Origin of the sequence: Phyllobacterium sp. UNC302MFCol5.2, assembly GCF_000686005.1 — a bacterium.
Lineage (GTDB): Bacteria > Pseudomonadota > Alphaproteobacteria > Rhizobiales > Rhizobiaceae > Phyllobacterium > Phyllobacterium pellucidum.
The window spans coordinates 1,472,355-1,494,302 of the sequence record NZ_JMLL01000010.1 but is presented as its reverse complement, the minus strand read 5'-3'; the positions used below and the strand labels follow the sequence as shown (position 1 = coordinate 1,494,302).

The following is a 21,948-nucleotide window of genomic DNA, read 5'->3' as shown; positions in this document are numbered from 1 at the left end:
CTATGCCTTGGGCGATCCCAGCGCTTCGAGCTTCGAAGCCAATGCGTGCGGGTCGCCCAGGATTTTTACCTGTTTGAGCCGGGACGTCGCTCCCGCTACGATCGCTACCTCACGCGTGGCAACGCCAAGCTCTCTTGCCAGAAGCTTTTCCAGCGCCGCATTCGCCTTGCCATCCTCGGGGACTGCCCTGACGCGCACCTTCAAGTGAGCGCGCCGATCCGCTGCAAGCGCCACCCCTTCGACTGCATCCTTCGCGGATTTAGGCGTCAAACGTACGAATACGATGACACCGTCCGTCACCTCACGGAGGCAGCTTTGCCGGTCGATCAAACCAGCAGCGGCGCGATTGTCGTCCACAACAGCTGGCGGATGAAGAAGATGATCAGCAGGAGCACGATCGGCGATATGTCGATGCCTCCGAGATCAGGCAGGAAGCGGCGGATCGGGCGCAGCGCCGGTTCGGTGACGCGGAACAGGAAATCGCCGACGGATGCAACGAACCGGTTGCTCGAATTGATGACGTTGAAGGCGTAAAGCCACGAGAAAATGGCGCTGGCAATAATGATCCAGGTGTAGATATCGAGAGCAAGATCGATGGTGCGGATGAGGGCGAGCATTCGTTTCTCCTAACAGTCACGCCGACATGTAGCGATTGACCCGGCTACGGGCAAGGGGCCGTCGTGGTCATGGCGCTTTGCGATGATTATTCATTATACCAACGTAGTATAGATTTAGTACTTTGATGATTACAGATACCCCACCCCCTTAGACACCGCTTGCGTGGGAATATTATTGAATTAAAAAACATGATTAACTTTGCTGACGTGATTCGATCTATTTTGTTTAGATTTTTTATTTAAGGGGGTTTCCATGCTCAATAAACTATCCGCCGAATTCTTCGGAACGTTTTGGCTTGTACTCGGTGGCTGCGGCAGCGCTGTTATTGCGGCAGCATTTCCAGCTGTCGGTATTGGTTTGCTTGGCGTTGCATTGGCCTTTGGTCTTACGGTTCTTACCGTGGCCTTCGCCGTCGGCAGTATCTCCGGCGGACACTTTAATCCCGCCGTGTCACTTGGACTTGCCATCGCCGGCCGGTTCGAATTCAAGGACGTCATTCCCTATTGGGTCGCCCAACTGGCGGGCGCCATCGTCGCTGCCGCAGTGCTGTATCTCATTGCCTCCGGCAAGGCCGATTTTGCCGCTGGAGGGTTCGCGTCTAACGGCTATGGCGATCTTTCGCCCGGCAAATACGGGCTTACTTCGGCGCTGGTGATCGAGATCGTCATGACCGCTTTCTTTCTCATTATCATCCTCGGGGCGACATCGGCTGCGATACCGGCCGGATTCGCGCCTATCCCCATCGGCCTGGGCCTGACACTGATCCACCTTGTGTCGATCCCGGTCACCAATACGTCGGTTAACCCGGCGCGTTCGACCGGTGTCGCCCTGTTTGTCGAGACGGCAGCGCTCAGCCAGTTGTGGCTGTTCTGGGTTGCGCCCCTGATTGGCGCCGCGCTCGGCGCCATCATCTGGAAAGCTTTGCTCGGGAAGGATTGAGACCTTCAACGTTCACAAGGAGCGCCGGCGCGCCGGCCCTCCTTGGATTTATTTCGCAATTGCTTATCCCATTTCGGTTCGAACTGGTTTAAAAGGGCCTCCAGATTCCGGAGCCTTTCAAGCAAAATGTCCTCGCCAGAAACGACAGCGGCGCATGACCGCTACGCCGCCTTTCGCCATTCGTCCTTCACGCTCTATTGGCTAGCCCGCTTTTGCGGCTCTTTTGCCATCCAGATCATCAGCGTGTCGGTCGGCTGGCAGATCTACGACCTGACGCGTGATCCCTTCTATCTGGGCATTGTCGGCCTTGTGCAATTTGCCCCATCCCTGCTCCTGGTGCTGATCACGGGCGCAGCGGCCGATCGCTTCGGGCGCCGGCTTATCATGGGGCTTTCGCTCTGCGTCGAACTGGTCTGCGCCGTGCTGCTACTGCTTCTCACCATTGCTCACATGTTTTCGCCGGCACTGGTTTTCGTCATTCTCGCGGGCTTTGGCATTGGCCGCGCCTTCCTCGGACCGGCGTCGGCGTCGCTTGTCGTCAACCTTGTCCCGACCGAGGTTTTCTCCAACGCCGTCTCTTGGAACTCGTCCGCATGGCAGATTGCCGCGATTGTCGGTCCGGTGGTCGGTGGCTTGCTATACGGCATTTCGCCGATCGTCGCCTATGGCATAGCGAGCGCCATGCTTGCAGCCGCCGCCGCCTGCACATTCGCCATTCCAAAGCCGGCCCAGCATACGCTTTCCGAATCTCGCTCATTGCAGACGCTTCTTGCCGGCTTTCACTATATCTGGAAGGAGAAGGTTGTCCTCGGCGCAATCTCGCTCGATCTCTTCGCCGTGCTTCTCGGCGGCGCAGTCGCCCTATTGCCGGTTTATGCCCGCGACATCCTGCAACTTGGCCCCTGGGGTCTCGGCATGCTGCGCGCCGCGCCGGGAATCGGTGCTATCTTGACCGCCGTGTGGCTCACCGGTCACCCGATCCGCGATCACGCCGGAATAATCATGTTTGCCTTTGTCGCGCTGTTCGGCCTGCTGACGATCATGTTCGGCGTTTCGAACATCGCCTGGCTGTCGATCGTCGTTCTCGCCCTGATGGGTGCCGCCGATATGGTGAGCGTCTATATCCGCGAAACGCTGCTGCAATTGTGGACACCAGACCATGTCCGTGGCCGGGTGAATGCGGTCAACATGGTCTTCGTCGGGGCTTCCAACGAACTCGGTGAGTTCCGCGCCGGCATCATGGCATCGCTGATCGGTACCATACCTGCCGTCGTCTTCGGTGGCATCGGCACCGTTGCGGTTGCGGGTCTTTGGGCCTACTGGTTTCCGCAGTTGCGCAAGGCCCGCAATCTTCAAGGCAGAACCTAGAGCAGCCTGGACAGTTTGTTGGACGGGGCCGGAACGCCAAAGATCGTCGCCAGGAAGCCGTGCAGCCAGACCTTGAGCACGGCATCGTGGATCATGCGGCCCTCGAGATGCATCCTTCCATGCTGGGCGCCGCAGAGAGCAAAACGCTCGGACCCGCGAACGACCCACCGCTGCATCATCGCGCGGGTCAGCTCCGCATGGAACTGGACGCCCCAGGCATTGTTGCCATAGCGGAAGGCCTGATTGGGATAGCTCTCGCCTGTCGCAAGCAGCGTGGCGGTCTGCGGCAGTTCGAAACCTTCGCGGTGGAAATGATAGACCATCGAGGGCCAATCCATCAGGGCGCTGCCGGCTTCGGTTGCCTGCAGCGGATACCAGCCAATTTCAACGAGGCCTTGCGGGTGCGGCCCAACCCTGCCGCCAAGATGATTGGCGAGCATCTGCGCACCGAGGCAAATGCCAAGGAAAGGCTTGTCCTCGGCGAGCGGGACGGCCAGCCAATCGGTTTCGGTGCGGACGAAATCATCGGGATCGTTGGCGCTCATCGGGCCGCCGAAAATGACGGCGCCGGCATGGTCTTCAAGCGTTTCCGGAAGCGGATCGCCGAGCGGCGGTCTGCGGATATCGAGTGCGAAACCCGATTCGATCAAAAGATGGCCGACGCGGCCCGGACTTGAACGTTCCTGATGCAGTACCGTGAGGATCTTCGGCCGCTGCGGCTGCCTGTTTTCCATCCAGTCCGTCTGGAACATTCGCTCCGATCCTATTCCTCGACAACCGGCTGCTTGGCGCGTTCGGCGGCTTTTCGCTTCATGGTCACGCGATCACGCGTCGATACGCCGATCAGCTCCGCCACGCGCCAGACCACGTTGTCCTCAAGTTCGTGCGCGGTGCCGTCGGCATAGACCACATCCCACATGAGTTCAATGAAACGAATGCGCGCCTCTTCGTCAAGATTGCGCTTGATGATGCTGGTGAAGCTGTAAAGATCGACGGCTTCCTGGTCGGCCTGTTCACCATCGTCGAGAAGACGCTTCAAGGCCTCGCCTTTCAAGCCGTAGGCTTCCGATATTAGCTGCGACACGCGCTTGCGCTCGGATTTGCGCCGTTCACCATCGGCGTCCATGACGTGGAACAGAAGCGCCGCAGCTGCCAGCCGCGGATCGTTCTTGGAAAAACGATCCTTGTCGCCTTCGCCGGACGGCAGGGCCTTGAAGAATGTCACGAGGCGATCAAGCATATAGATTCTTTCGGTATCTTGTGGGAGGGCAGATCATTCAACAGATAGCGTGGCAGGCATGGTTCTGCCACTGTACATGTTGCCGCAAAAAGCGAGCACGACTACCAACGCGCAACTAGAACAGCCGGAACTTCTTGTTTGCGCGCTCTTCCTGATATTCCGGACGCACGCCCGGATCGTCAGGAACCGGGATGACCAGTTCAGCATCTTTCTGCGGTTTGTCCGGGTTAGGCGGCATTTTCGCTGTTTTTTCCACAGGTTGCGTCTTCGAAGCTGTATCTTCATCTGGCCTTGGAGTGGGCTGAAGTTGGACGATCTCAGCATCGACGACATCCGCATCGTCGCGCGACACCTTTGGGGCGGCATTGCCGCTGCCTTCGATCCTTGGAGGTATCAGCGGCTTCACATCTTCGCGAGGTGGCGCGGATGCCGCCGGAGTTTCGGCCATCGCTTCGTCGAATTCGCGCTGGTAATCGATCACAGGCCCGAGTTGCTCCACTGGAACCTTCCATTCGAAGGCGTTGAGCCTTCCGGTGACAGGCGATGCTGGCGCCCATTGGTCGGAAACATAGCCGTCGGCCGTCCATGCGGGATCGCGAGGCGCCTTGACCGCCCGCGAAAGCCACTGCCGCACGCGGCCCTGGTCGCCGGTTTGCGCTTCCTCGATATCGGCGAGCAGCAGGTAGGCACTCTCGCGCGGAGCACTGCGCAAAACAGCCTCGGCAGCTTCGCGCGCTTCCCTGAGTTCGCCGGCCGCGAGGGCCGCATTGGCAATGGCGAGATTGGATTCCGGATGGTGCGGATAGAGCGCCGCAAGGTGGCGTGCACGTTTCAACCGATCGATGGCCGAATCGCCAAGCCGGGCATGGACGAACGTCTCGGCGACGTCCGGATGCGGCTGTTTCTTCCAGACATATTCGAGGATCTTCGATCCCTTGCGAAGTTCGTTCTGCTGGAACAGCACCTTGGCTGCGATAATCGCAGCCGGGATCAAATCCGGCGCCAGTTTGTTGGCCTCGAGTGCGATCGGCCGTGCGCTGACGGGATCTGCATCGAAAAGGTCTATGGCCTTGGCGGTCAGCAGCGCTGCCCGTTCGCGCTTCACCTGGTCCTTGTCGATCTGCTTGCCTGCCTTCCGCTTCTCCAGCAGCGCCAGCGCTCCGTCCCAGTCGCCGTGGGTTGTCTTCTGGCCGAGTGCCGCCGACGTTGCCCATTCGACATTGGGCGCGAGCTGCGCAGCCTCCTCGGCATAATGGCGCGAGGCATCGCGCGCCCCGAGCCGCTGCGCTTCCAGATAGAGACCGCGCAGGCCAAGCAGCTTCGTTTCGGGATCATCCAGCATCGCCTCGAACTTTGCCCGCGCATCGTCGGCACGCCCTTCGAGCATTGCCGCCTGGGCATCAAGCAGCTTGATCAACGGTTCCTGGTCGACGTTAAGAAGCTTCTCCGCCTGTTTGACCATCCGCAATGCTGTCGGTCCATCGCCGGCACCCGCCGCGATCAACCCGGTCGAAAGCGATTGATAGCCGCGATCACGCTTGCGCGCCCGGAAATGCCGGCGCAAGGCATAGGGTGATGCGACGAGGCTCTTGATCGCCCACCAGGTCAGCATCACAGCGGCCACAACTGCAACAATGGCAGACGCGGCGACCATCAGCGTTACTTTGTATTGCATGCCGCCGAAAGTGACCAACAGATCGCCGGGCCGGTCGGCGAGCCAAGCAAATCCGATACCGAGAAGCAGAACGACAACGATGAATGTAAGAAGACGCGCCATGATCGTCGTGAACTCCTAGTTTGAAGCCGCGGGGGTCTTTGCCCCGGCAAGCGCATCGGACAGAGCCTTCGCAAGCGCCTCGTCGGCCTTCTGCCGGGCCTTCATGGCCTCCGCGAAATTGGCCGAAACTGACTTGGCGTTATCCGGCAGCTTTTCCCATTCGGCTATGGCCCCGCCAAGATTGGCAGAGCCAAGGTTGGCTTCGATGCGCGCCGTGATCGCATCGACGCTGTCGCCGGCAACCATACCAACCGGCCGCGCTTCTACCAGACCTCCGGCGCTCGCCCAGAGTCTGTCGAGAACGCTGGCATTCGGATCGACGGTCCGGGTGGTCGCGACAATTTTTGCCGCAACGTCGCCGAATTCCGTCGCAAGCGTTCCGACCGTCGGTATCCCCTTGGCAGCAAAGGCGCGCAGGCTTTCGATGTTTTCTGTGGCCGGTGCCACGGCCGCATAGGTATCAAGTTCAGCGGTAAAGGGCGCGCCGCGATCGAGTGCGGCCTTCAATCCGGTGGCGGCCATCGCCAACGCCATATTGGCCTGGCCTGACGTATCATTGACCTTGGCTTCGAGCGCCGCCAACCTGTCGGTTGCAGCCGATGCCTGCTCGACCTGCTGCTGGCTCGCATTGAGTTTGGTCTCAAGCGCCGCGATGCGCGCATCAATCGCACTCGTATCTGCCGAACCGGCGGCACCCACGCTTTTCTTGACCTCGTCAACACTCTGCTTGATCAGGCTCATCTCATGGGCAAGCGCCGATACCTGTTCCACGGCATTCTTGGAATTTTCCACCGCACCATTGAGCGCCAGTTCAGCGCCATCGCCGAGGTCGGGTGATGGCGGTGTTCTTTGCAAGGCGGCAATCTGTTGTTCGAGATTTGAAAGGTCGGCTTTCGGCGACGGCATCAGTCCCGCCCACTGCAAGGCGGAAACACCCACCAGGGCCACCAAACCGCCAATGACCCCCGCAGCAATCCGGCCGAACTGGTCGCCGGAATTTGGCGCCGGCGCGGGCGGTGTTTCGGTAGCGGACCTCACAGCGCCCGGGCGACCAAACGATTGCTCAGACTCCGCTGAACGTCCCGTCGAAGTTTGCTCGGGCTCGCCCGCATCTTCCGCCGCCTCTAGGATCGGGGTAGTTTGCGATCCAATAGCTGCTGGATCGAAACCCACGGGCTCAGCGGCAGGTGTTTCCTTGGCCTTTGCTTCGGGTTTGCTGACGGCCGACGGCTCCAAATCGATCGTCACCGGCTTGCGGGCGGATTTCGAATGGCGTGGAACGGACGATTTTGCCATGAGCTGTCTCTTTCGTGATCAAAAGCGGGTGAACGCCACGCTAGCAAGGAAGTTCCTGCTGCGAAACGGCCAATATCGGCGAATTGAAGGTGTCTCCTGCTTACGCTTCGCGCATGAGTTGCAACAACGCGCCTTCATCCGGCTTCGATGCGGCGTAAACCCGCCCCTGGTTCCAGTCCGTCAACACGTCGGCAATTCGTTGCGATAAACAGAATATTGCTGTGTTATCAAAGTTTTGAACCAGCTCTGGCCGACTCGCTAAAGCTGCAAATAGTTCGGCGCCCCAACGCGAATAGATCAAACAGGAGTCTATGCGCTTCTGTGCGAAAAAATCGTGCAAAAATTCAGTTGTATAACTGACTGAAACCGTATCGTAGGTCAGACTGCAGCGGAAACGGATTGCGGATTTGCGAAGGCTCTGTTCGAAGTCTGGCGAGCGAACCTTACCAGTCAGATAGAGGAGGCATCCGCCGGAGGGCAGTTCCTCGATCACGATTTGAGCGAGGGTCGCTCCGTCGCCGTCGCCCGTTGTCACCGTTTCAAAACCCCGCGCTCGTGCCGCAGCGGCTGTCGCTTCGCCGACGACAAAACACGGCACTTTGAGGAGCGGGCGCAGCAGTTCGTCGGAGGCTTCACGCAATGCGCTGGCGCTAGTGACGGCGACGGCGCAAAATTTGGCTTTTGGTCTCGATGCGTCGAGAGGAACGATTTTTGTGAGCGGCAATACGAGCGGCAGGAACCCGCTGCACAGCAGGCGCTCGGAGGTTCTGGTCGCTCCGGGCTGGGGCCGCGTGACCAGAACCGTCTTCATCAAAGCCAATCCGTGAAGAAGTGCGCGCCAGCCCGGGCGCGCACGCGCTGGGCCGCGTCTCGGCCAATCTCGGCGGCATCAGCCAGGGCACCCTCGCCAGACACCTCGTGTGCCTCACTGCCGTCGGGCAAAAGGATCATGCCGTGGAAGGAGAGCCTGTCTCCAGAAACGGTGGCAAGGCCGGCGATCGGCGTGCGGCAGGAACCGTCAAGCGCTCCGAGGAACGCCCGCTCGCAGGCGAGTGCTGTCGATGTCGGTAGGTGATTCAACGGCGCGAGCAGGCTATCCACGCGTTCGTCGCCGATACGGCTTTCCACCGTGATCGCGCCCTGGCCGGGGGCTGGCGGAAAGGCTCTCACATCCATAAGTTCGGTCACGACTTCGCCCAATCCGAGCCGCCGCAAGCCCGCATAGGCAAGGAATGTTGCATCCACCTCGCCATCCGCAAGCTTGCGCAAGCGGGTTTCCACATTGCCGCGGAAATTGACGACCTTAAGGTCCGGACGCACGCGCCGGATGAGGGCCTGGCGGCGCAGCGATGCTGAGCCGACGACCGCTCCCTGCGGCAATTCGAGGAGGGTCTTCACCGAACGTCCGATGAACGCGTCGCGCGGGTCTTCACGCTCGAGGAAAATCGACAGATGCAGCCGTTCAGGCAGGAACGTCGGCATGTCTTTCGAGGAGTGGACAGCAAGATCGATCCGGCCGTCGGCAAGCTGCTCTTCGATCTCAAGCGTAAAGAGGCCTTTGCCGCCGACTTCGGCCAGCGGACGATCCTGAATCCGGTCGCCGGAAGTAGAAATAACGACGATCTCGATGTCGTCTTCACGCATTCCGTGGTGCTGCATCAGCCTGCTGCGCGTCTCACGGGCTTGTGCGAGCGCGAGCGCGCTCCCACGTGTACCGATCTTGAGCGTTTTTGTTTGCATTGGCTGCTGTCCGTGTTACGCGATCTCGAATAGAAACGTCTGCCTAGCGAAGTTTTATTCGACCGGCAATGCGGCGAAGGATATCAGGTTTATCTATGCGTGTTCTGGGAATTGAGACAAGTTGTGACGAAACGGCCGCCGCCATCGTCGAGCGCGACGCGGACGGCTGCGGCCGCATCCTGTCGAATGTCGTTCTCAGCCAGATTGACGACCACGCACCCTATGGCGGCGTTGTGCCCGAGATCGCTGCGCGCGCCCATGTCGAAGTCCTCGACCGCTTGATCGGCCAGGCGCTGCATGAAGCGCAGATGTCGCTCGATGATATCGATGCCGTCGCCGCTACCGCGGGGCCCGGCCTGATTGGCGGACTGATCGTTGGCTTGATGACCGGCAAGGCTATCGCCATGGCCGGCCGCAAGCCGTTTTACGCGATCAACCATCTGGAAGGTCATGCGCTAACCCCCCGGCTCACTGACCAGATCGACTTTCCCTACCTGCTGCTGCTCGTCTCCGGCGGACATACGCAAATGGTGCTGGTGAAGGGCCTCGGCGACTATGAGCGGCTTGGCACGACCATCGACGACGCGCTTGGCGAAGCCTTCGACAAGACGGCCAAACTCCTTGGGCTTGCCTACCCAGGCGGACCGGAGGTGGAAAAAGCGGCCCGCCTTGGCGATCCGGCGCGCTTCCTCCTGCCGCGCCCGCTCAAGGGTGAGGAACGGCTCGATTTCTCGTTCTCGGGGCTCAAGACCGCCGTGCGCCAACTCGCCACATCGCTTCAGCCGTTGTCACAGACGGACGTCAACGACATTTGCGCCGCCTTTCAGAGTGCAGTAGCGGACACGCTCGATGATCGCGTTGCGCGCTCGCTTGCCCTGTTTCGCCGCCGCTTTCCGGATGTTGCCGCGCCCGCGCTTGTCGTTGCCGGTGGTGTTGCCGCCAACAAGATTATCCGCGATGGCCTGCAGCGACTTTGCGCCGAGCATGGCTTTCGCTTTATCGCGCCGCCCATGGCGCTTTGCACCGACAACGCCGCGATGATCGCCTGGGCAGGAGCCGAGCGGGCGAAACAGAATGCCGCCGACCCTCTCGACATCGCACCGCGGTCGCGCTGGCCGCTCGATCTGCGGTCTGCGCCGTTGATCGGTGCGGGGCGCCGAGGCGCCAAGGCATGACTTCGGGCGTCAATATCACGGTCTTGGGTGGCGGGGCCTGGGGGACGGCCCTTGCCACGATGGCAGCTGGCAATGGCATGAATGTCCGGCTCTATGCTCGAGATGCGGCGACTGTCGACGCGATCAATATCGACCATCGCAACGATCGCTACCTTCCCGGGATCAACCTTCATCCGGCACTGAGAGCGAGCACCGATGCCGCCTCGGTTCTGGCAAACAGCGACTTCATTCTGTGTGTTGTTCCAGCACAGGCGCTGTCCGCCGCCATTGCTGAATTCAAGGACAGCATCCCGTCCAGCGTGCCGTTTGTCATCTGCGCCAAGGGCATCGAGCGGACGAGCGGCCTCCTCATGTCGGAAGTCGTTGCAAGAGTTTTGCCCGGCCGAACGATCGCCGCGCTGTCCGGCCCCAGCTTTGCCAGCGATGTGGCGAAGGGGCTGCCGACGGCGGTCACCGTCGCCGGATCCGACCAGGCCATCGCAGATCGTATTGCCTCGACGCTTTCAGGCCCGACTTTCCGCTGCTATTCGACCGATGACCTGATAGGGGTGGAGATCGGTGGCGCGCTCAAGAACGTCCTCGCCATTGCTGCAGGGGCGGCGGTGGGCTGCGGCTATGGGGCAAGCGCGCAGGCGGCTCTTGTGACCCGTGGATTTGTCGAACTGCGCCGGATCGGCCAGGCACTCGGCGCCAGGCCGGAGACGATCATGGGCTTGTCCGGTCTCGGCGATCTCATGCTGACTTGCTCGACCCCGCAATCGCGCAACTACTCATACGGGCTTGCGCTCGGACGCGGCGAAGACCTGTCTGCGAGACCCCTGGCGGAAGGCGTGGCCACAGCCGCCATCGCAGCGGAGCTTGCCATGAAACACGGTATCGAAGCGCCGATCATCGCCGCCGTGGCGCGGATACTCCATTGTCACATCACCATAGACGAAGCCATGGAAGCGCTGCTTTCCCGGCCATTAAAGACCGAAGACTAGGCTGCTGGCCTGATGAGAATTGGGAGACATGAATGCTTTACGCACTGCTTTGCAACGACAAGCCCGATCACCTGCAGGTGCGGCTCGATACGCGCGCCGCGCATCTCGACTATCTGGCGGGCCTTGGCGACCGGCTGAAATTTGCTGGTCCCTTCCTCGGCGATGACGCCAAGCCGAATGGCAGCCTCGTTGTGATCGAGGCAGGCGATCTTGCCGCAGCAAAGGATATTGCGGCCAACGATCCTTACGCCAAGGCGGGCCTTTTCGCCTCGGTCGACATTCGCCCATGGAACTGGGCCATCAAAAATCCGGCAAACAGTTAAGCGAGGTCCAATATGGCATTCTGGCTGTTCAAATCCGAACCTGACGCATGGTCCTGGCAAAAGCAGAAGGCTGCCGGCGCCAAGGGTACCGAATGGACGGGCGTGCGCAACTATCAGGCCCGTAACAACATGCGGGCGATGCAGATTGGCGACAAGGGTTTCTTCTACCACTCGAACGAAGGCCTCGATATTGTCGGCATCGTCGAAGTCTGCGCGCTCGCCCATCATGATTCGAGTACGGACGACCCACGTTGGGAATGCGTCGATATTCGCGCCGTCAAGGACGTGCCGAATCCGGTCTCGCTCAAGGACGTCAAGGCGAGCCCGAAGCTCGCCAAGATGGCGCTGGTCACCTCGATGCGGCTATCGGTTCAGCCGGTCATGCCCGACGAATGGGTCGAAGTTTGCCGCATGGGCGGCCTGACGCCCGCACCGGAATGACCGCTGCGGAGGCGCCTGTTCTCGAGCCTGGAAGCGATCGGTTCCGCCGATTTGTGGTGAACAACACAGCGCTCCAATCGCCGCCGCATGTTCCCGAGATCAAGCTCCACCTCGCTGATGAAGCGCATGATCTCTGGCACCGGACCGAAGAGGAACTCGCGACGCTCGGCCTTCCCCCGCCCTTCTGGGCGTTTGCATGGGCCGGCGGCCAGGGGGTGGCGCGCTATGTGCTCGACCATCCGGCGAGCGTAAGGGAAAAGAACGTCCTCGATTTCGCTTCGGGTTCCGGGCTTGTCGGCATTGCGGCGGCGCTGGCCGGCGCCCGGCATGTGGTTGCCTGCGACATTGATCCGTTCGCGTTGCCGGCTATCGCAATCAATGCGGCTGCCAACGGCGTTTCCCTGGATGCTCGGGGAGACGACCTGATCGGCAGCGACGGCGGCTGGGACGTTGTCCTCGCCGGTGATGTCTTTTACGACAAGGCGTTAGCGGATCAATTGATCCCCTGGTTTACCAGTCTGGCTTCGCGCGGCGCTGAAGTCATCGTCGGCGATCCCGGCCGTTCCTATTTTCCGAAGAACCTGCTGCATCAGCTCGGCGTCTATACCGTGCCGGTGACACGCGTCCTTGAAGATGCCGAGGTCAAGCGCACCACCGTTTGGCGCTTTGCGTAGCCTTTACCGCCGTACGCGAATAACCGTCTGATCCGACAGGTGCGGCAAGAGCCTGTCCATGTCGCCGCGACTCAAAGCGATGCAGCCTTGCGTCGGCGTATAGCCCCGCCGCGCCAGATGAAAGAAGATGGCGCTGCCCCTGCCCCGCAGCCGCGGCCGGATATTCCAGTCCATGACGATACACACATCATAGAGGTCGTCCTCGCGCCACATGGTCTCGTGGCTTGCGCCATAGGGAATACGCACATGTCGGTTGTAGTTGCGGTCGTTGCCGACTTCGCACCACCCGTCATTCCGGCGCAGGGCGCGCAGCTTAAGACCAAGGCCGCCTTGAACGCGCTTGCCCGGGCGCTTGTAACCATGGAGCAATCGCATCTGCGCCAAGGGCGTCCCGCCATCGCCCTCCCGCTTGAAAGCCGTGATTCCACCGCGTCCTAGCGCACAGCGCAGCACCATTCCGCCGGCGATGAGTTGCCCCTGCGTGGCATGACCGGGGCGGGGGCGTACATCGATGACCAGCAACCGCTTTCGACTCATGATTGCCTCATAAAAAGCCTTTTTGTGTCAGACTGATGCGCCTCACAGGCAATATCAAGTCGATCCCCTTTCTTTCCTCCGTAATTCGACTTAAATTCCAATCACTTCTTTGCACTTGCGGGAGATCTGATGACAGCGCGTACTATTCTGATCGTTGACGATGATGCGGATCTGAGAGCCATTCTGGTCGAGCAGCTCGGGCTCTACGAGGAGTTCCAGATCATCGAGGAAGACAACGCGACCAAGGGCGTACAGGCTGCACGGAACGGCGTCGTCGATTTGCTGATCATGGATGTAGGTCTGCCCGACATGGATGGACGCGAAGCGATCAAGCTTCTGCGCAAAGGCGGCTTCAAGGCGCCGGTGATTATGCTGACCGGGCACGACACTGATTCCGACACAATTCTCGGGCTCGAGTCGGGCGCCAACGACTATGTGACCAAGCCGTTTCGCTTCGCCGTGCTCCTGGCCCGCATTCGGGCCCAGTTGCGCCAGCATGAGCAGAGCGAGGACGCTACGTTCGTCGTCGGGCCATATACGTTCAAGCCCGGACAGAAGATGCTCATCGATGCCAAGGGCGGCAAGATCCGGCTGACGGAAAAGGAGGTCGCGATCATCAAGTACCTCTATCGCGCCGGCGGGAAGGTCATTACACGCGATGTGCTTCTCGAAGAAGTTTGGGGCTACAATTCCGGCGTTACCACCCATACGCTTGAAACGCATGTCTACAGATTGCGCCAGAAAATCGAGCACGATCCTTCGAATTCAACCATACTCGTCACGGAAAGCGGGGGATACAAGCTCATTCCTTGATGCCGGTGGGGCCAATCTAGGTATATGTCTGTTCATGCATGGCAATTGAAGATGATATCCGCATACTGGAGACGGTGGGGCTGTTCGAGACGTTTACGCGCGACCAGTTGCGACTGCTCGCCTTCGGGACGGAACGTCTTGTCCTCAGAGAAGGCCGCGAACTCTACCGCGAAGGTCAGTCTGCCGATTGCGCATATGTCATCGACCGCGGCGAAATCTCGCTTTTTCGCGAGGGCACGACCGGGCGCGTCATTCTGAAAACGGTCGGGCCTGGGGCCGTGCTTGGCGAAATGGCGATCATTGCTCAGACGAAAAGGCTGACAAGCGCCATGGCCGAAGCGGAGACAGAAGTTATTCGCCTCAACCGGTCCCTGTTCCGGCGCATCCTCGAGGAATATCCCGAGATCGCCGCCGCGCTGCACGACAAGATCGCGTCAGATATCAGCGAGTTGATCGACGCGATTACACAATACGAGCACCTGTTCCAGGAGCGCTAGAGTATCCGTATCAATCCAGATTGAAGCGGGCGATGACCGGGACGTGGTCGGACGGCCGGTCCCATCCGCGTGCCTCGCGCAGGACCGTGATATCCGTCAGGTCATTTTCGAGGTCTGGTGATCCCCAGATATGATCGAGACGCCGGCCGCGATCCGCCGCTTCCCAGTCCATCGCCCGATAGCTCCACCAAGTGTAGATTTTCTCGTGTGGGGGAATGTGATGGCGCATGAGGTCGCTCCAGCCGCCATTCTTGCGCAAGGCTTCCAAGCCTTCGGTTTCAATGGGCGTGTGGCTGACTACCCTCAACAATTGCTTGTGCGACCACACGTCGGTCTCCAGCGGCGCTATGTTGAGATCGCCGACCAGCAGGGAGGCATGGCCGTCGCCATAGACGGCGTTCATCGCCTTCATCTCGTCGAGAAAGCCGAGCTTGTGCTTGAACTTCGGGTTGATCGCGGGGTCCGGCTCATCGCCGCCTGCAGGGACGTAGAAATTATGAATACGCAGGCGCTTGGTTCCTGCGGTGACGACTGTGCTTAGATGCCGGCAGTCGGCGATATCGCAGAAGCCAACCCGTGCCGGCTCCGTCAGCGGCCGGCGCGACAATGTCGCAACACCGTGGTATCCCTTCTGGCCGCTGATCTCGATATGGCCATAACCTGCAGCGTACAGCGCCTCGCGCGGAAACAGATCGTCCGGACACTTGGTCTCCTGCAGGCACAGAACGTCCGGCTGATAGTCGCGCAGAAACTGCAGGACGAGCGGCAGGCGCAGGCGAACGGAATTGATGTTCCAGGTGGCAACGGAAAAGGGCATGAACACTCGCGAAAAGGCGTGGGAGGCGCAGCAAAGGTGCTGCGCGGTCATGCCAAAAGATCAACCAGAGTTCAAGCCGCCGGTGATTACTTCTTCATCGCAATGCGTGTGTAGTCGATCTTGAACATGTCGTCAGCGAAACGCACGCCGGTGCGCACATTGGTGATCATGACCGTGGTGTCGAGACCCTGCGCATCGGTGATGGTCCACTGACGCAGATCCGAGGTCTTCGGATCGAACATCATGGTGATTGTGGAGTTGCCGAAGATCGATTTGTCGCCAAGGACAATGGTCGTCATGTCGGGCTCTTCCTTGACCGACTTTACCTTACCGCCGGAGAGGTCAATCGAATCGCTAAGAAGCAGCTTCAGCGGCGTCTTCGACAGCGGGTAAAGATCCCAGGTATCAAGCTTGCGGTTGTTGATCACCACCGACTGTCCATCGGAAATGACGCGGATGGGCGAAGGCTTGTTGTAGTTGAAACGAATCTTGCCCGGACGCTCGATGTAGAAGGTGCCTTCCGTCTGGTCGCCGCGCGGGCCGAACTGGACGAAACTGCCGGTCAGGGTCTTAACACCCGAGAACTTGTTGGCGATTTCCTGGGCAGCACTGACGCCTCCGGGCGCAGCTTGTGCCAGCGCCGGCGTTGCAATAGCCACTACTCCGGCAACACATGCGGTACCGACCATCGAGGCGACCGCCGACGCTCTCATAAGCGAGCCAATTGCGCGAAACGGTGCGGTCGTCATCATGGTCATATCTCCTGTCGTCGTCGAACGGTATTTAGAAACCCAGTTTGGCTTCACTGTGGCTAAGAAACGGCACAAAACCGTTTCCGTTCCTCAATGTGAGCCAGGTAAGGACGTTACGTAACCGCCCTGCCCCTTACAGATAGGAACTCGCTGGGCAGCATTCCATAACGCCGCAAATTCTTGGTGTTACGGCACGCGCCTGGCATAACGTTCCTAGAACTCGTCATCCTGTGTCGGCACGAGAATTTCGCGCTTTCCAGCATGATTCGCCGGGCCGACCAGACCCTCCTGCTCCATGCGCTCGATAATGGAAGCGGCACGGTTGTAGCCAATACCGAGCCTGCGCTGAATATAGCTCGTTGACGCCTTCTTGTCGCGCAGGACGATGGCGACCGCCTGATCGTAGGGGTCGTCCGAATCTTCGAGATTGCTCGTTCCGGCCGGACCGGCACCTTCGTCCTCGTCATCCTCTTCGGTAATCGAATCGAGATATTCCGGCACGCCCTGTAGCTTCAGATGCTGGACAATCTTCTCCACTTCATCGTCGCCGACGAACGGGCCGTGCACGCGCTGGATGCGGCCGCCGCCGGCCATGTAGAGCATGTCGCCCATGCCGAGCAGTTGCTCGCCGCCCTGCTCGCCAAGGATCGTGCGGCTATCGATCTTCGACGTGACCTGGAAGGAGATGCGGGTCGGGAAGTTTGCCTTGATCGTGCCGGTGATGACGTCGACAGAAGGGCGCTGCGTTGCCATGATCACATGGATGCCCGCAGCGCGCGCCATCTGCGCGAGGCGCTGGACCGCTCCCTCGATATCCTTGCCGGCGACCATCATCAAATCGGCCATTTCGTCGATGATGACGACGATATAGGGCATGGGCTTCAAGTCGAGCTCCTCCGTCTCATAGACGGCCTCGCCGGTCGCCCGGTCGAAGCCGGTCTGGACCGTCCGGGCGATGCGCTCGCCCTTCTTCTGTGCCTGTTCGACGCGCTGGTTGAAGCCGTCAATGTTGCGCACGCCCACCTTCGACATCTTGCGGTAGCGGTCTTCCATCTCCTTGACCGTCCACTTCAACGCGACGACCGCTTTCTTCGGATCGGTGACAACGGGCGTCAAAAGATGCGGGATGCCATCATAAATCGACAGCTCCAGCATCTTCGGGTCGATCATGATGAGACGGCATTGCTCCGGCGTCATGCGATAGAGCAGCGACAGGATCATGGTATTGATGGCGACAGATTTGCCTGAGCCCGTCGTGCCGGCGACGAGAAGGTGCGGCATCTTCGCAAGGTCGGCAATGACTGCCTCGCCATTGATGGTCTTTCCGAGTGCAAGCGCGAGCTTGGTCTTCGTCTGTTCGAAATCCCGGCTCGCCAGCAATTCCCTGAGATAAACCATCTCGCGTGTCTGATTCGGCAATTCAATGCCGATGGCATTGCGGCCAGGAACTACCGCGACGCGCGCGGCGATGGCGCTCATCGAACGGGCGATATCGTCGGCAAGCGTGATGACCCGCGACGACTTGATGCCGGGTGCGGGCTCAAGCTCGTAGAGCGTGACGACCGGGCCGGGGCGAACGTGGATAATCTCGCCGCGCACGCCGAAATCCTCCAGCACACCCTCAAGCAGCCGCGCATTTTGCTCGAGTGCTTCCTTCGAAAGGCTCGGATTGCGGACGACATTCTTCGGCTCGCTGAGGAAATGCAGCGACGGCATTTCGAAGTCATCCGACTTGATCAGCGAGGCCTGCGCTTCACGCTGGACACGCGCTCCAGCCTTCGGTGCAGGCGCTGGGGTATCGATTCGCGCCGTCACCGGCCGTGCCGGAGTAGACCGTGCCGGGGCGGCCTGCGGCGCCCAGTCGTCATCATCTTCGTCGTCATCACTGAATGCTACTGGATCAAATCGCGCCGAGCGTGCGTCGAAATCGTCGTTTCCGATGTCGATCGAAGGAGCCTCTATGCGCGGCGCCGCATCGCCAAAGCCGGGCTCACGGCGGACGCCGTTCGCACCGGCTTTTTGCTTACCGCCTCCAACGTCGTCGAGGAAGTCATCAGCCCGCTGGCGTCCGCGCAGATTGCCTGCGCCGCTATGGCCGGTCAGGCGTCGGAATAGTGCCTTTACGCTAAGAAACCAGTGGGTCAAGGCGCCGAGGGCAAGCAGACCACCGCCTTCGCGATCGTCCTCATCCTCGTCCTCGTCATCATAATCGTCTTCATCGGCGACGTGGCGCGTCGATTTCTTGGCGACCGGCGGCTCGCTGTCGCGATAGATAATGCCACTGGCAAAAGCGAACACCCAGAGGCTCGGCAATATGAGCACGGCAACGACGATCATTGCCAATCCGCCCCTGGGAAACGTGCCAATAAAAATTGCCGGTATCTTGAGCACCATATCGCCGAAGACACCGCCGAGGCCTATCGGCATTGGCCAGCTTGAGGGTATGGCGAAGCAACCAGCCATCGCCGCAGCCATCAGCGAGGCGCAGAACCAGGCGACGGCGCGCTTCGGCATGCGGTCGATGCTGCGGCCGGTAACGAGAAAGCCGCCCCAGAAGAGCGCGGGCATCAAAGCCACTACCATGGAAAGGCCGAAGAACTGCATGCCGAGATCGGCGAACACGGCGCCCGGATAGCCCAGCGCATTATGAACGGGATTGGAGGTCGCGTGACTGAAACTCGGATCAAGCACATTCCATGTCGCGAGGCTTCCGACGGCGAACGCCACGAAGCCAAACAGCGCCAGCCCCCAGAGCAGGAGAATCTGCCGCCGGAAAATGGTTGTCAACCCGTGCCGTTCGCCATCAATGGCATAAGAGGCTGAATATCCTTGACGCATGAATGCTTGCCCCGCGTGAATGCATGCCCAGCGGCTGAGCCCCAGCCGCAGATTTGATTCTCACGTTAAGATGCCGATGGTTAAGGGGGCATTAACCATGGGAAGCGGTGGGCCAAATTTGCATCTGCTGGTATTGCGACAAGTTTGACCCAAAACAAAATGGGCCCGGAATTTCCGGGCCCATCGCACTCATTTTTCAGTACGGCAATGTGCCGCTTCTGCCGATTACATATGGTAGGCGGCTTCACCATGCGAGGTAAGGTCGAGACCTTCGCGCTCGGACTCAGGCGATGCACGCAGACCGATGACCAGGTCGACGATCTTGTAAAGGATCGCACTGCCGATGCCTGACCACAGCAGCGTCACGAGAACGCCCTTGAACTGTGCCCAGAGCTGGGTTGCGGTGCCGGCATAGGAAGCGGCAAAGTCGGCGGTCGAATAGTCGACGATGCCAGCGCCACCAAGAGCCGGGTTGACAAGGATACCGGTTCCAAGCGCGCCGATGATGCCGCCGACGCAGTGGATGCCGAAGACGTCGAGGCTGTCATCATAGTCGAACTTGTTCTTCACCACGGCTACGAAGAAGTAGCAGACCAAAGTGACGAAAGCGCCGAGGACGATTGCACCCATCGGGCCGACGAAGCCAGCGGCGGGCGTTACCGCAACGAGACCGGCAACGGCACCAGAAGCTGCACCGAGCATCGAGGCCTTGCCGCGCAGCCAACCTTCGAGGATGATCCACATGACCGCAGCTGCGGCCGTGGCGACGAAGGTGTTGATCATGGCAAGACCGGCATAGGCATTGGCTTCAAGATTGGAGCCGGCATTGAAACCGAACCAGCCCACCCACAGCAGCGAGGCGCCGATCATGGTCATCGTCATCGAGTGCGGTGCCATGATGTCCTTCTTGTACCCGGCACGCTTGCCGATCATCAGGGCGCCCACAAGACCGGCAATGCCGGCATTGATGTGAACGACGGTACCACCGGCGAAGTCGATTGCGCCGAAGCCGAAGATCAGGCCGGATGGGTCGGAATAGGCGCTCGGGCCACCCCAGAACCAGACCATATGCGCGATCGGGAAGTAAACGAACGTTACCCAAAGGATGACGAAGAGGATCACGGCCGAGAACTTGACGCGTTCAGCGAAGGCGCCGACGATCAGCGCCGGCGTGATGCAGGCAAAGGTCATCTGGAAGCAGACATAGACCAGCTCGGGAATGGCGACGCCTTTGGAGAAGGTTTCCGACATCGTGGTCACGTCGACGCCGGAAAGAAACGCCTTGGAAAAGCCGCCGACAAAGGCATTACCGGGGGTGAAGGCAAGGCTGTAGCCGTAGAACACCCAGATCAGCATGACGACCGCTGTGATCGTGAACACCTGCATGAGTACCGACAGCATGTTCTTGGCGCGGACGAGACCACCATAGAACAGGGCAAGGCCGGGAATGGTCATGAGCAGCACAAGGACGGTCGAGATCATCATCCAGGTGGTGTCGCCCTTGTCTACCGTCATGGCCGGCGCTGCAGCCGGAGCGGCTTCCTGGGCGAAGGCGGCGATCGCGCCGAACGCTGAAAGCGCCAGCGACCCAAGAAGGGTAGTGCGCGCCGCAGATTTCAAACTTGGCAGAATTGTCATTATTATCTCCTTGAACCCCTAAATCACAGCGCGTCGGTATTGGTTTCGCCGGTGCGGATACGAACAGCCTGTTCGATGCTGAGGACGAATATCTTGCCGTCACCGATCTGGCCGGTCTTGGCGGCCGTGGTGATGGCTTCAACCGCGGTGTCGACGAGCTCTGACGCGACTGCGATTTCGATCTTCAGCTTGGGAAGAAAGCTGACCGCATATTCGGCCCCGCGATAAATTTCGGTGTGCCCCTTTTGGCGGCCATATCCCTTCACTTCGGTGACGGTCAGGCCCTGGATGCCGACAGCGGTGAGGGCTTCACGCACCTCATCCAGCTTGAACGGCTTGATGATAGCCATCACAATTTTCATTCAACTACCCCTGCGCTAGCGCGGCACCTTCAGAGTGGAATTACCTGAAGGCATGACCGCGTTGGACCCATCGCCTCAAGCATGCGCCATTGGTGACTGGTCAGGAGTATTCAAGTTCCGTGCCAGAATCAGATGAGAGATTTAAGTCATTGATATTTAATGTTTATTTTTCATAAAATGGTGCTATTGCACATTTTTCCATGCGCGCTGATTAAATAATAGGCAAATGTAAGTGGCTGGTTAAATCTCACACCTTTGCATGCACACGAATTAGGCCTTCTTGCGCCGTCGAGGCGATGAGGGTGCCGTCACGGCCATAAAGAGTGCCACGGGTAAGGCCCCGTGCGCCTGATGCGCTAGGGCTGTCTGCCGTATAAAGCAGCCAGTCGCCGAAGTTGCAGGGGCGGTGGAACCACATGGCATGATCAAGGCTCGCTACCTGGAGGTCGCGGTCGAATATCGAGCGCCCATGCGCGTAAAGCGATGTATCGAGCAGGGTCATGTCGGAAAGATAGGCGAGAACGGCTGCCTGCACTGCCCGGTCGGCCGGCACGGGACCCGTCGTCTTGATCCATACATTTTGCTCCGGCGGCAGCTTCTCGCGCGAGAAATAATGCGTCAGCGACAACGGTTTCAATTCAATGGGACGATCCTGCTCCCAATATCTGCGAATATTTTCAGGTGCATTCTGCAGGTACTGTTGCTTCAGATCCTTGTCGCTTATCAATTGCTCCGGCGGTGTAATATCGAGCGGACGGGGAACCTGATGCTCCAGGCCGCCCTCCTCGATCTGGAAGGAGGCTTCAAGCGAAAAGATCGCATGCCCATGCTGTATTGCGACCACACGCCTGGTCGTGAAGCTGGAACCATCGCGGATGCGATCGACTTCGTAGATGATGGGTACTTTCGGGTCGCCGGCACGCATGAAATAGCCGTGAAGGGAATGAACATGGCGCGATGAATCGACCGTCCGCTGCCCGGCGACCAGAGCCTGACCGATGACCTGTCCGCCGAAGACGCGTTGCCAGCCGACCTGCGGACTGCGACCTCGAAACAGGTTGTGTTCAAGCGTCTCAAGGTCGAGTATGGACAAAAGCTCTTTCATGGCTTTGGACATGGA

Annotated in this window: 23 protein-coding genes and 1 pseudogene; 9 read left to right on the top strand and 15 right to left on the bottom strand. The window is 59.7% G+C overall.

Going from position 1 to position 21,948, the window contains the following annotated elements:
* Positions 1 to 330, bottom strand: coding sequence for a DUF167 family protein (locus BR48_RS0109225; RefSeq protein WP_081815804.1), 330 nt, complete (start codon positions 328 to 330; stop codon positions 1 to 3).
* Entirely contained in the window at positions 327 to 617 is a 291-nt protein-coding gene (locus BR48_RS0109220; protein ID WP_027231036.1) for a YggT family protein, read from the bottom strand. Before BR48_RS0109220 ends, BR48_RS0109225 begins: the two co-directional genes overlap by 4 nt.
* Before the next feature lie 253 nt (positions 618 to 870).
* On the opposite strand from BR48_RS0109220, the gene aqpZ reads away from it, so the two are divergent.
* Both aqpZ and BR48_RS0109210 read left to right on the top strand, forming a co-directional pair.
* Positions 871 to 1,557: an aquaporin Z gene (aqpZ, locus tag BR48_RS0109215; RefSeq protein ID WP_027231035.1), complete on the top strand. Its 687-nt coding sequence runs from the start codon at positions 871 to 873 to the stop codon at positions 1,555 to 1,557.
* Positions 1,558 to 1,683: 126 nt separating this feature from the next.
* On the top strand, positions 1,684 to 2,925 hold the full coding sequence (locus BR48_RS0109210) for an MFS transporter (RefSeq protein ID WP_027231034.1): 1,242 nt from the start codon (positions 1,684 to 1,686) through the stop codon (positions 2,923 to 2,925).
* Here the strand turns inward: BR48_RS0109210 and BR48_RS0109205 are convergent.
* From BR48_RS0109205 to hemC, 6 genes are all read right to left on the bottom strand, one after another.
* On the bottom strand, positions 2,922 to 3,677 hold the full coding sequence (locus BR48_RS0109205; protein ID WP_027231033.1) for a glutamine amidotransferase: 756 nt from the start codon (positions 3,675 to 3,677) through the stop codon (positions 2,922 to 2,924). The genes BR48_RS0109210 and BR48_RS0109205 overlap by 4 nt on opposite strands.
* Before the next feature lie 11 nt (positions 3,678 to 3,688).
* Positions 3,689 to 4,165: a TerB family tellurite resistance protein gene (locus BR48_RS0109200; RefSeq protein ID WP_027231032.1), complete on the bottom strand. Its 477-nt coding sequence runs from the start codon at positions 4,163 to 4,165 to the stop codon at positions 3,689 to 3,691.
* A gap of 115 nt (positions 4,166 to 4,280) precedes the next feature.
* Positions 4,281 to 5,942, bottom strand: coding sequence for a heme biosynthesis protein HemY (locus BR48_RS0109195; RefSeq protein WP_027231031.1), 1,662 nt, complete (start codon positions 5,940 to 5,942; stop codon positions 4,281 to 4,283).
* Positions 5,943 to 5,957: 15 nt separating this feature from the next.
* The gene (locus tag BR48_RS24190) at positions 5,958 to 7,238 is read right to left on the bottom strand and encodes a hypothetical protein (protein ID WP_051614710.1); all 1,281 of its coding nucleotides are present in this window, start codon (positions 7,236 to 7,238) and stop codon (positions 5,958 to 5,960) included.
* 100 nt (positions 7,239 to 7,338) lie between these two features.
* On the bottom strand, positions 7,339 to 8,049 hold the full coding sequence (locus tag BR48_RS0109185) for a uroporphyrinogen-III synthase (RefSeq protein WP_027231030.1): 711 nt from the start codon (positions 8,047 to 8,049) through the stop codon (positions 7,339 to 7,341).
* Entirely contained in the window at positions 8,049 to 8,978 is a 930-nt protein-coding gene (gene hemC, locus BR48_RS0109180) for a hydroxymethylbilane synthase (RefSeq protein WP_027231029.1), read from the bottom strand. Before hemC ends, BR48_RS0109185 begins: the two co-directional genes overlap by 1 nt.
* A 95-nt stretch (positions 8,979 to 9,073) precedes the next feature.
* Here hemC and tsaD point away from each other — a divergent pair, with 95 nt between their 5' ends.
* Genes tsaD through BR48_RS0109155 form a run of 5 tightly spaced genes read left to right on the top strand, consistent with a single transcriptional unit; the run spans position 9,074 to position 12,574 of the window.
* Positions 9,074 to 10,153, top strand: a complete 1,080-nt coding sequence (gene tsaD / locus BR48_RS0109175; protein WP_027231028.1) for a tRNA (adenosine(37)-N6)-threonylcarbamoyltransferase complex transferase subunit TsaD — start codon at positions 9,074 to 9,076, stop codon at positions 10,151 to 10,153.
* On the top strand, positions 10,150 to 11,136 hold the full coding sequence (locus tag BR48_RS0109170) for an NAD(P)H-dependent glycerol-3-phosphate dehydrogenase (RefSeq protein WP_027231027.1): 987 nt from the start codon (positions 10,150 to 10,152) through the stop codon (positions 11,134 to 11,136). The genes tsaD and BR48_RS0109170 overlap by 4 nt, the downstream gene beginning before the upstream one ends.
* A 32-nt stretch (positions 11,137 to 11,168) precedes the next feature.
* Entirely contained in the window at positions 11,169 to 11,459 is a 291-nt protein-coding gene (locus BR48_RS0109165; protein WP_027231026.1) for a YciI-like protein, read from the top strand.
* 12 nt (positions 11,460 to 11,471) lie between these two features.
* A complete protein-coding gene (locus BR48_RS0109160; protein ID WP_027231025.1) occupies positions 11,472 to 11,900 on the top strand; it encodes an EVE domain-containing protein in 429 nt (142 codons plus the stop codon).
* Positions 11,897 to 12,574, top strand: a complete 678-nt coding sequence (locus BR48_RS0109155; RefSeq protein WP_027231024.1) for a methyltransferase — start codon at positions 11,897 to 11,899, stop codon at positions 12,572 to 12,574. The genes BR48_RS0109160 and BR48_RS0109155 overlap by 4 nt, the downstream gene beginning before the upstream one ends.
* A 3-nt stretch (positions 12,575 to 12,577) precedes the next feature.
* Here BR48_RS0109155 and BR48_RS0109150 read toward each other — a convergent pair whose 3' ends face one another.
* Positions 12,578 to 13,111 carry a L,D-transpeptidase family protein gene (locus tag BR48_RS0109150; protein ID WP_027231023.1) on the bottom strand — a complete coding sequence of 178 codons (534 nt, stop codon included), beginning with the start codon at positions 13,109 to 13,111 and terminating at the stop codon, positions 12,578 to 12,580.
* A gap of 129 nt (positions 13,112 to 13,240) precedes the next feature.
* On the opposite strand from BR48_RS0109150, the gene BR48_RS0109145 reads away from it, so the two are divergent.
* Together BR48_RS0109145 and BR48_RS0109140 are read left to right on the top strand one after the other, a co-directional pair.
* Positions 13,241 to 13,924 carry a response regulator transcription factor gene (locus tag BR48_RS0109145; RefSeq protein ID WP_027231022.1) on the top strand — a complete coding sequence of 228 codons (684 nt, stop codon included), beginning with the start codon at positions 13,241 to 13,243 and terminating at the stop codon, positions 13,922 to 13,924.
* Between the two features lie 38 nt (positions 13,925 to 13,962).
* Positions 13,963 to 14,421, top strand: a complete 459-nt coding sequence (locus BR48_RS0109140; protein ID WP_027231021.1) for a cyclic nucleotide-binding domain-containing protein — start codon at positions 13,963 to 13,965, stop codon at positions 14,419 to 14,421.
* Between the two features lie 10 nt (positions 14,422 to 14,431).
* Here the strand turns inward: BR48_RS0109140 and BR48_RS0109135 are convergent, their stop codons facing one another.
* The 6 genes and pseudogenes from BR48_RS0109135 to tesB form a co-directional block, all read right to left on the bottom strand.
* Positions 14,432 to 15,238 (bottom strand): exodeoxyribonuclease III, encoded by an 807-nt coding sequence (locus BR48_RS0109135; protein ID WP_027231020.1) that lies wholly within the window; start codon positions 15,236 to 15,238, stop codon positions 14,432 to 14,434.
* Between the two features lie 86 nt (positions 15,239 to 15,324).
* Positions 15,325 to 15,879 (bottom strand): annotated as a pseudogene (locus tag BR48_RS0109130) (outer membrane lipoprotein carrier protein LolA); the annotation flags it as partial.
* 324 nt (positions 15,880 to 16,203) lie between these two features.
* Positions 16,204 to 18,828: a DNA translocase FtsK gene (locus BR48_RS0109125; protein WP_027231018.1), complete on the bottom strand. Its 2,625-nt coding sequence runs from the start codon at positions 18,826 to 18,828 to the stop codon at positions 16,204 to 16,206.
* 225 nt (positions 18,829 to 19,053) lie between these two features.
* The gene (locus BR48_RS0109120; RefSeq protein ID WP_027231017.1) at positions 19,054 to 20,466 is read right to left on the bottom strand and encodes an ammonium transporter; all 1,413 of its coding nucleotides are present in this window, start codon (positions 20,464 to 20,466) and stop codon (positions 19,054 to 19,056) included.
* A gap of 23 nt (positions 20,467 to 20,489) precedes the next feature.
* Entirely contained in the window at positions 20,490 to 20,828 is a 339-nt protein-coding gene (locus tag BR48_RS0109115; protein WP_027231016.1) for a P-II family nitrogen regulator, read from the bottom strand.
* Positions 20,829 to 21,075: 247 nt separating this feature from the next.
* Positions 21,076 to 21,945, bottom strand: a complete 870-nt coding sequence (tesB, locus tag BR48_RS0109110; protein WP_027231015.1) for an acyl-CoA thioesterase II — start codon at positions 21,943 to 21,945, stop codon at positions 21,076 to 21,078.
* Between the last annotated feature and the right edge of the window lie 3 nt (positions 21,946 to 21,948).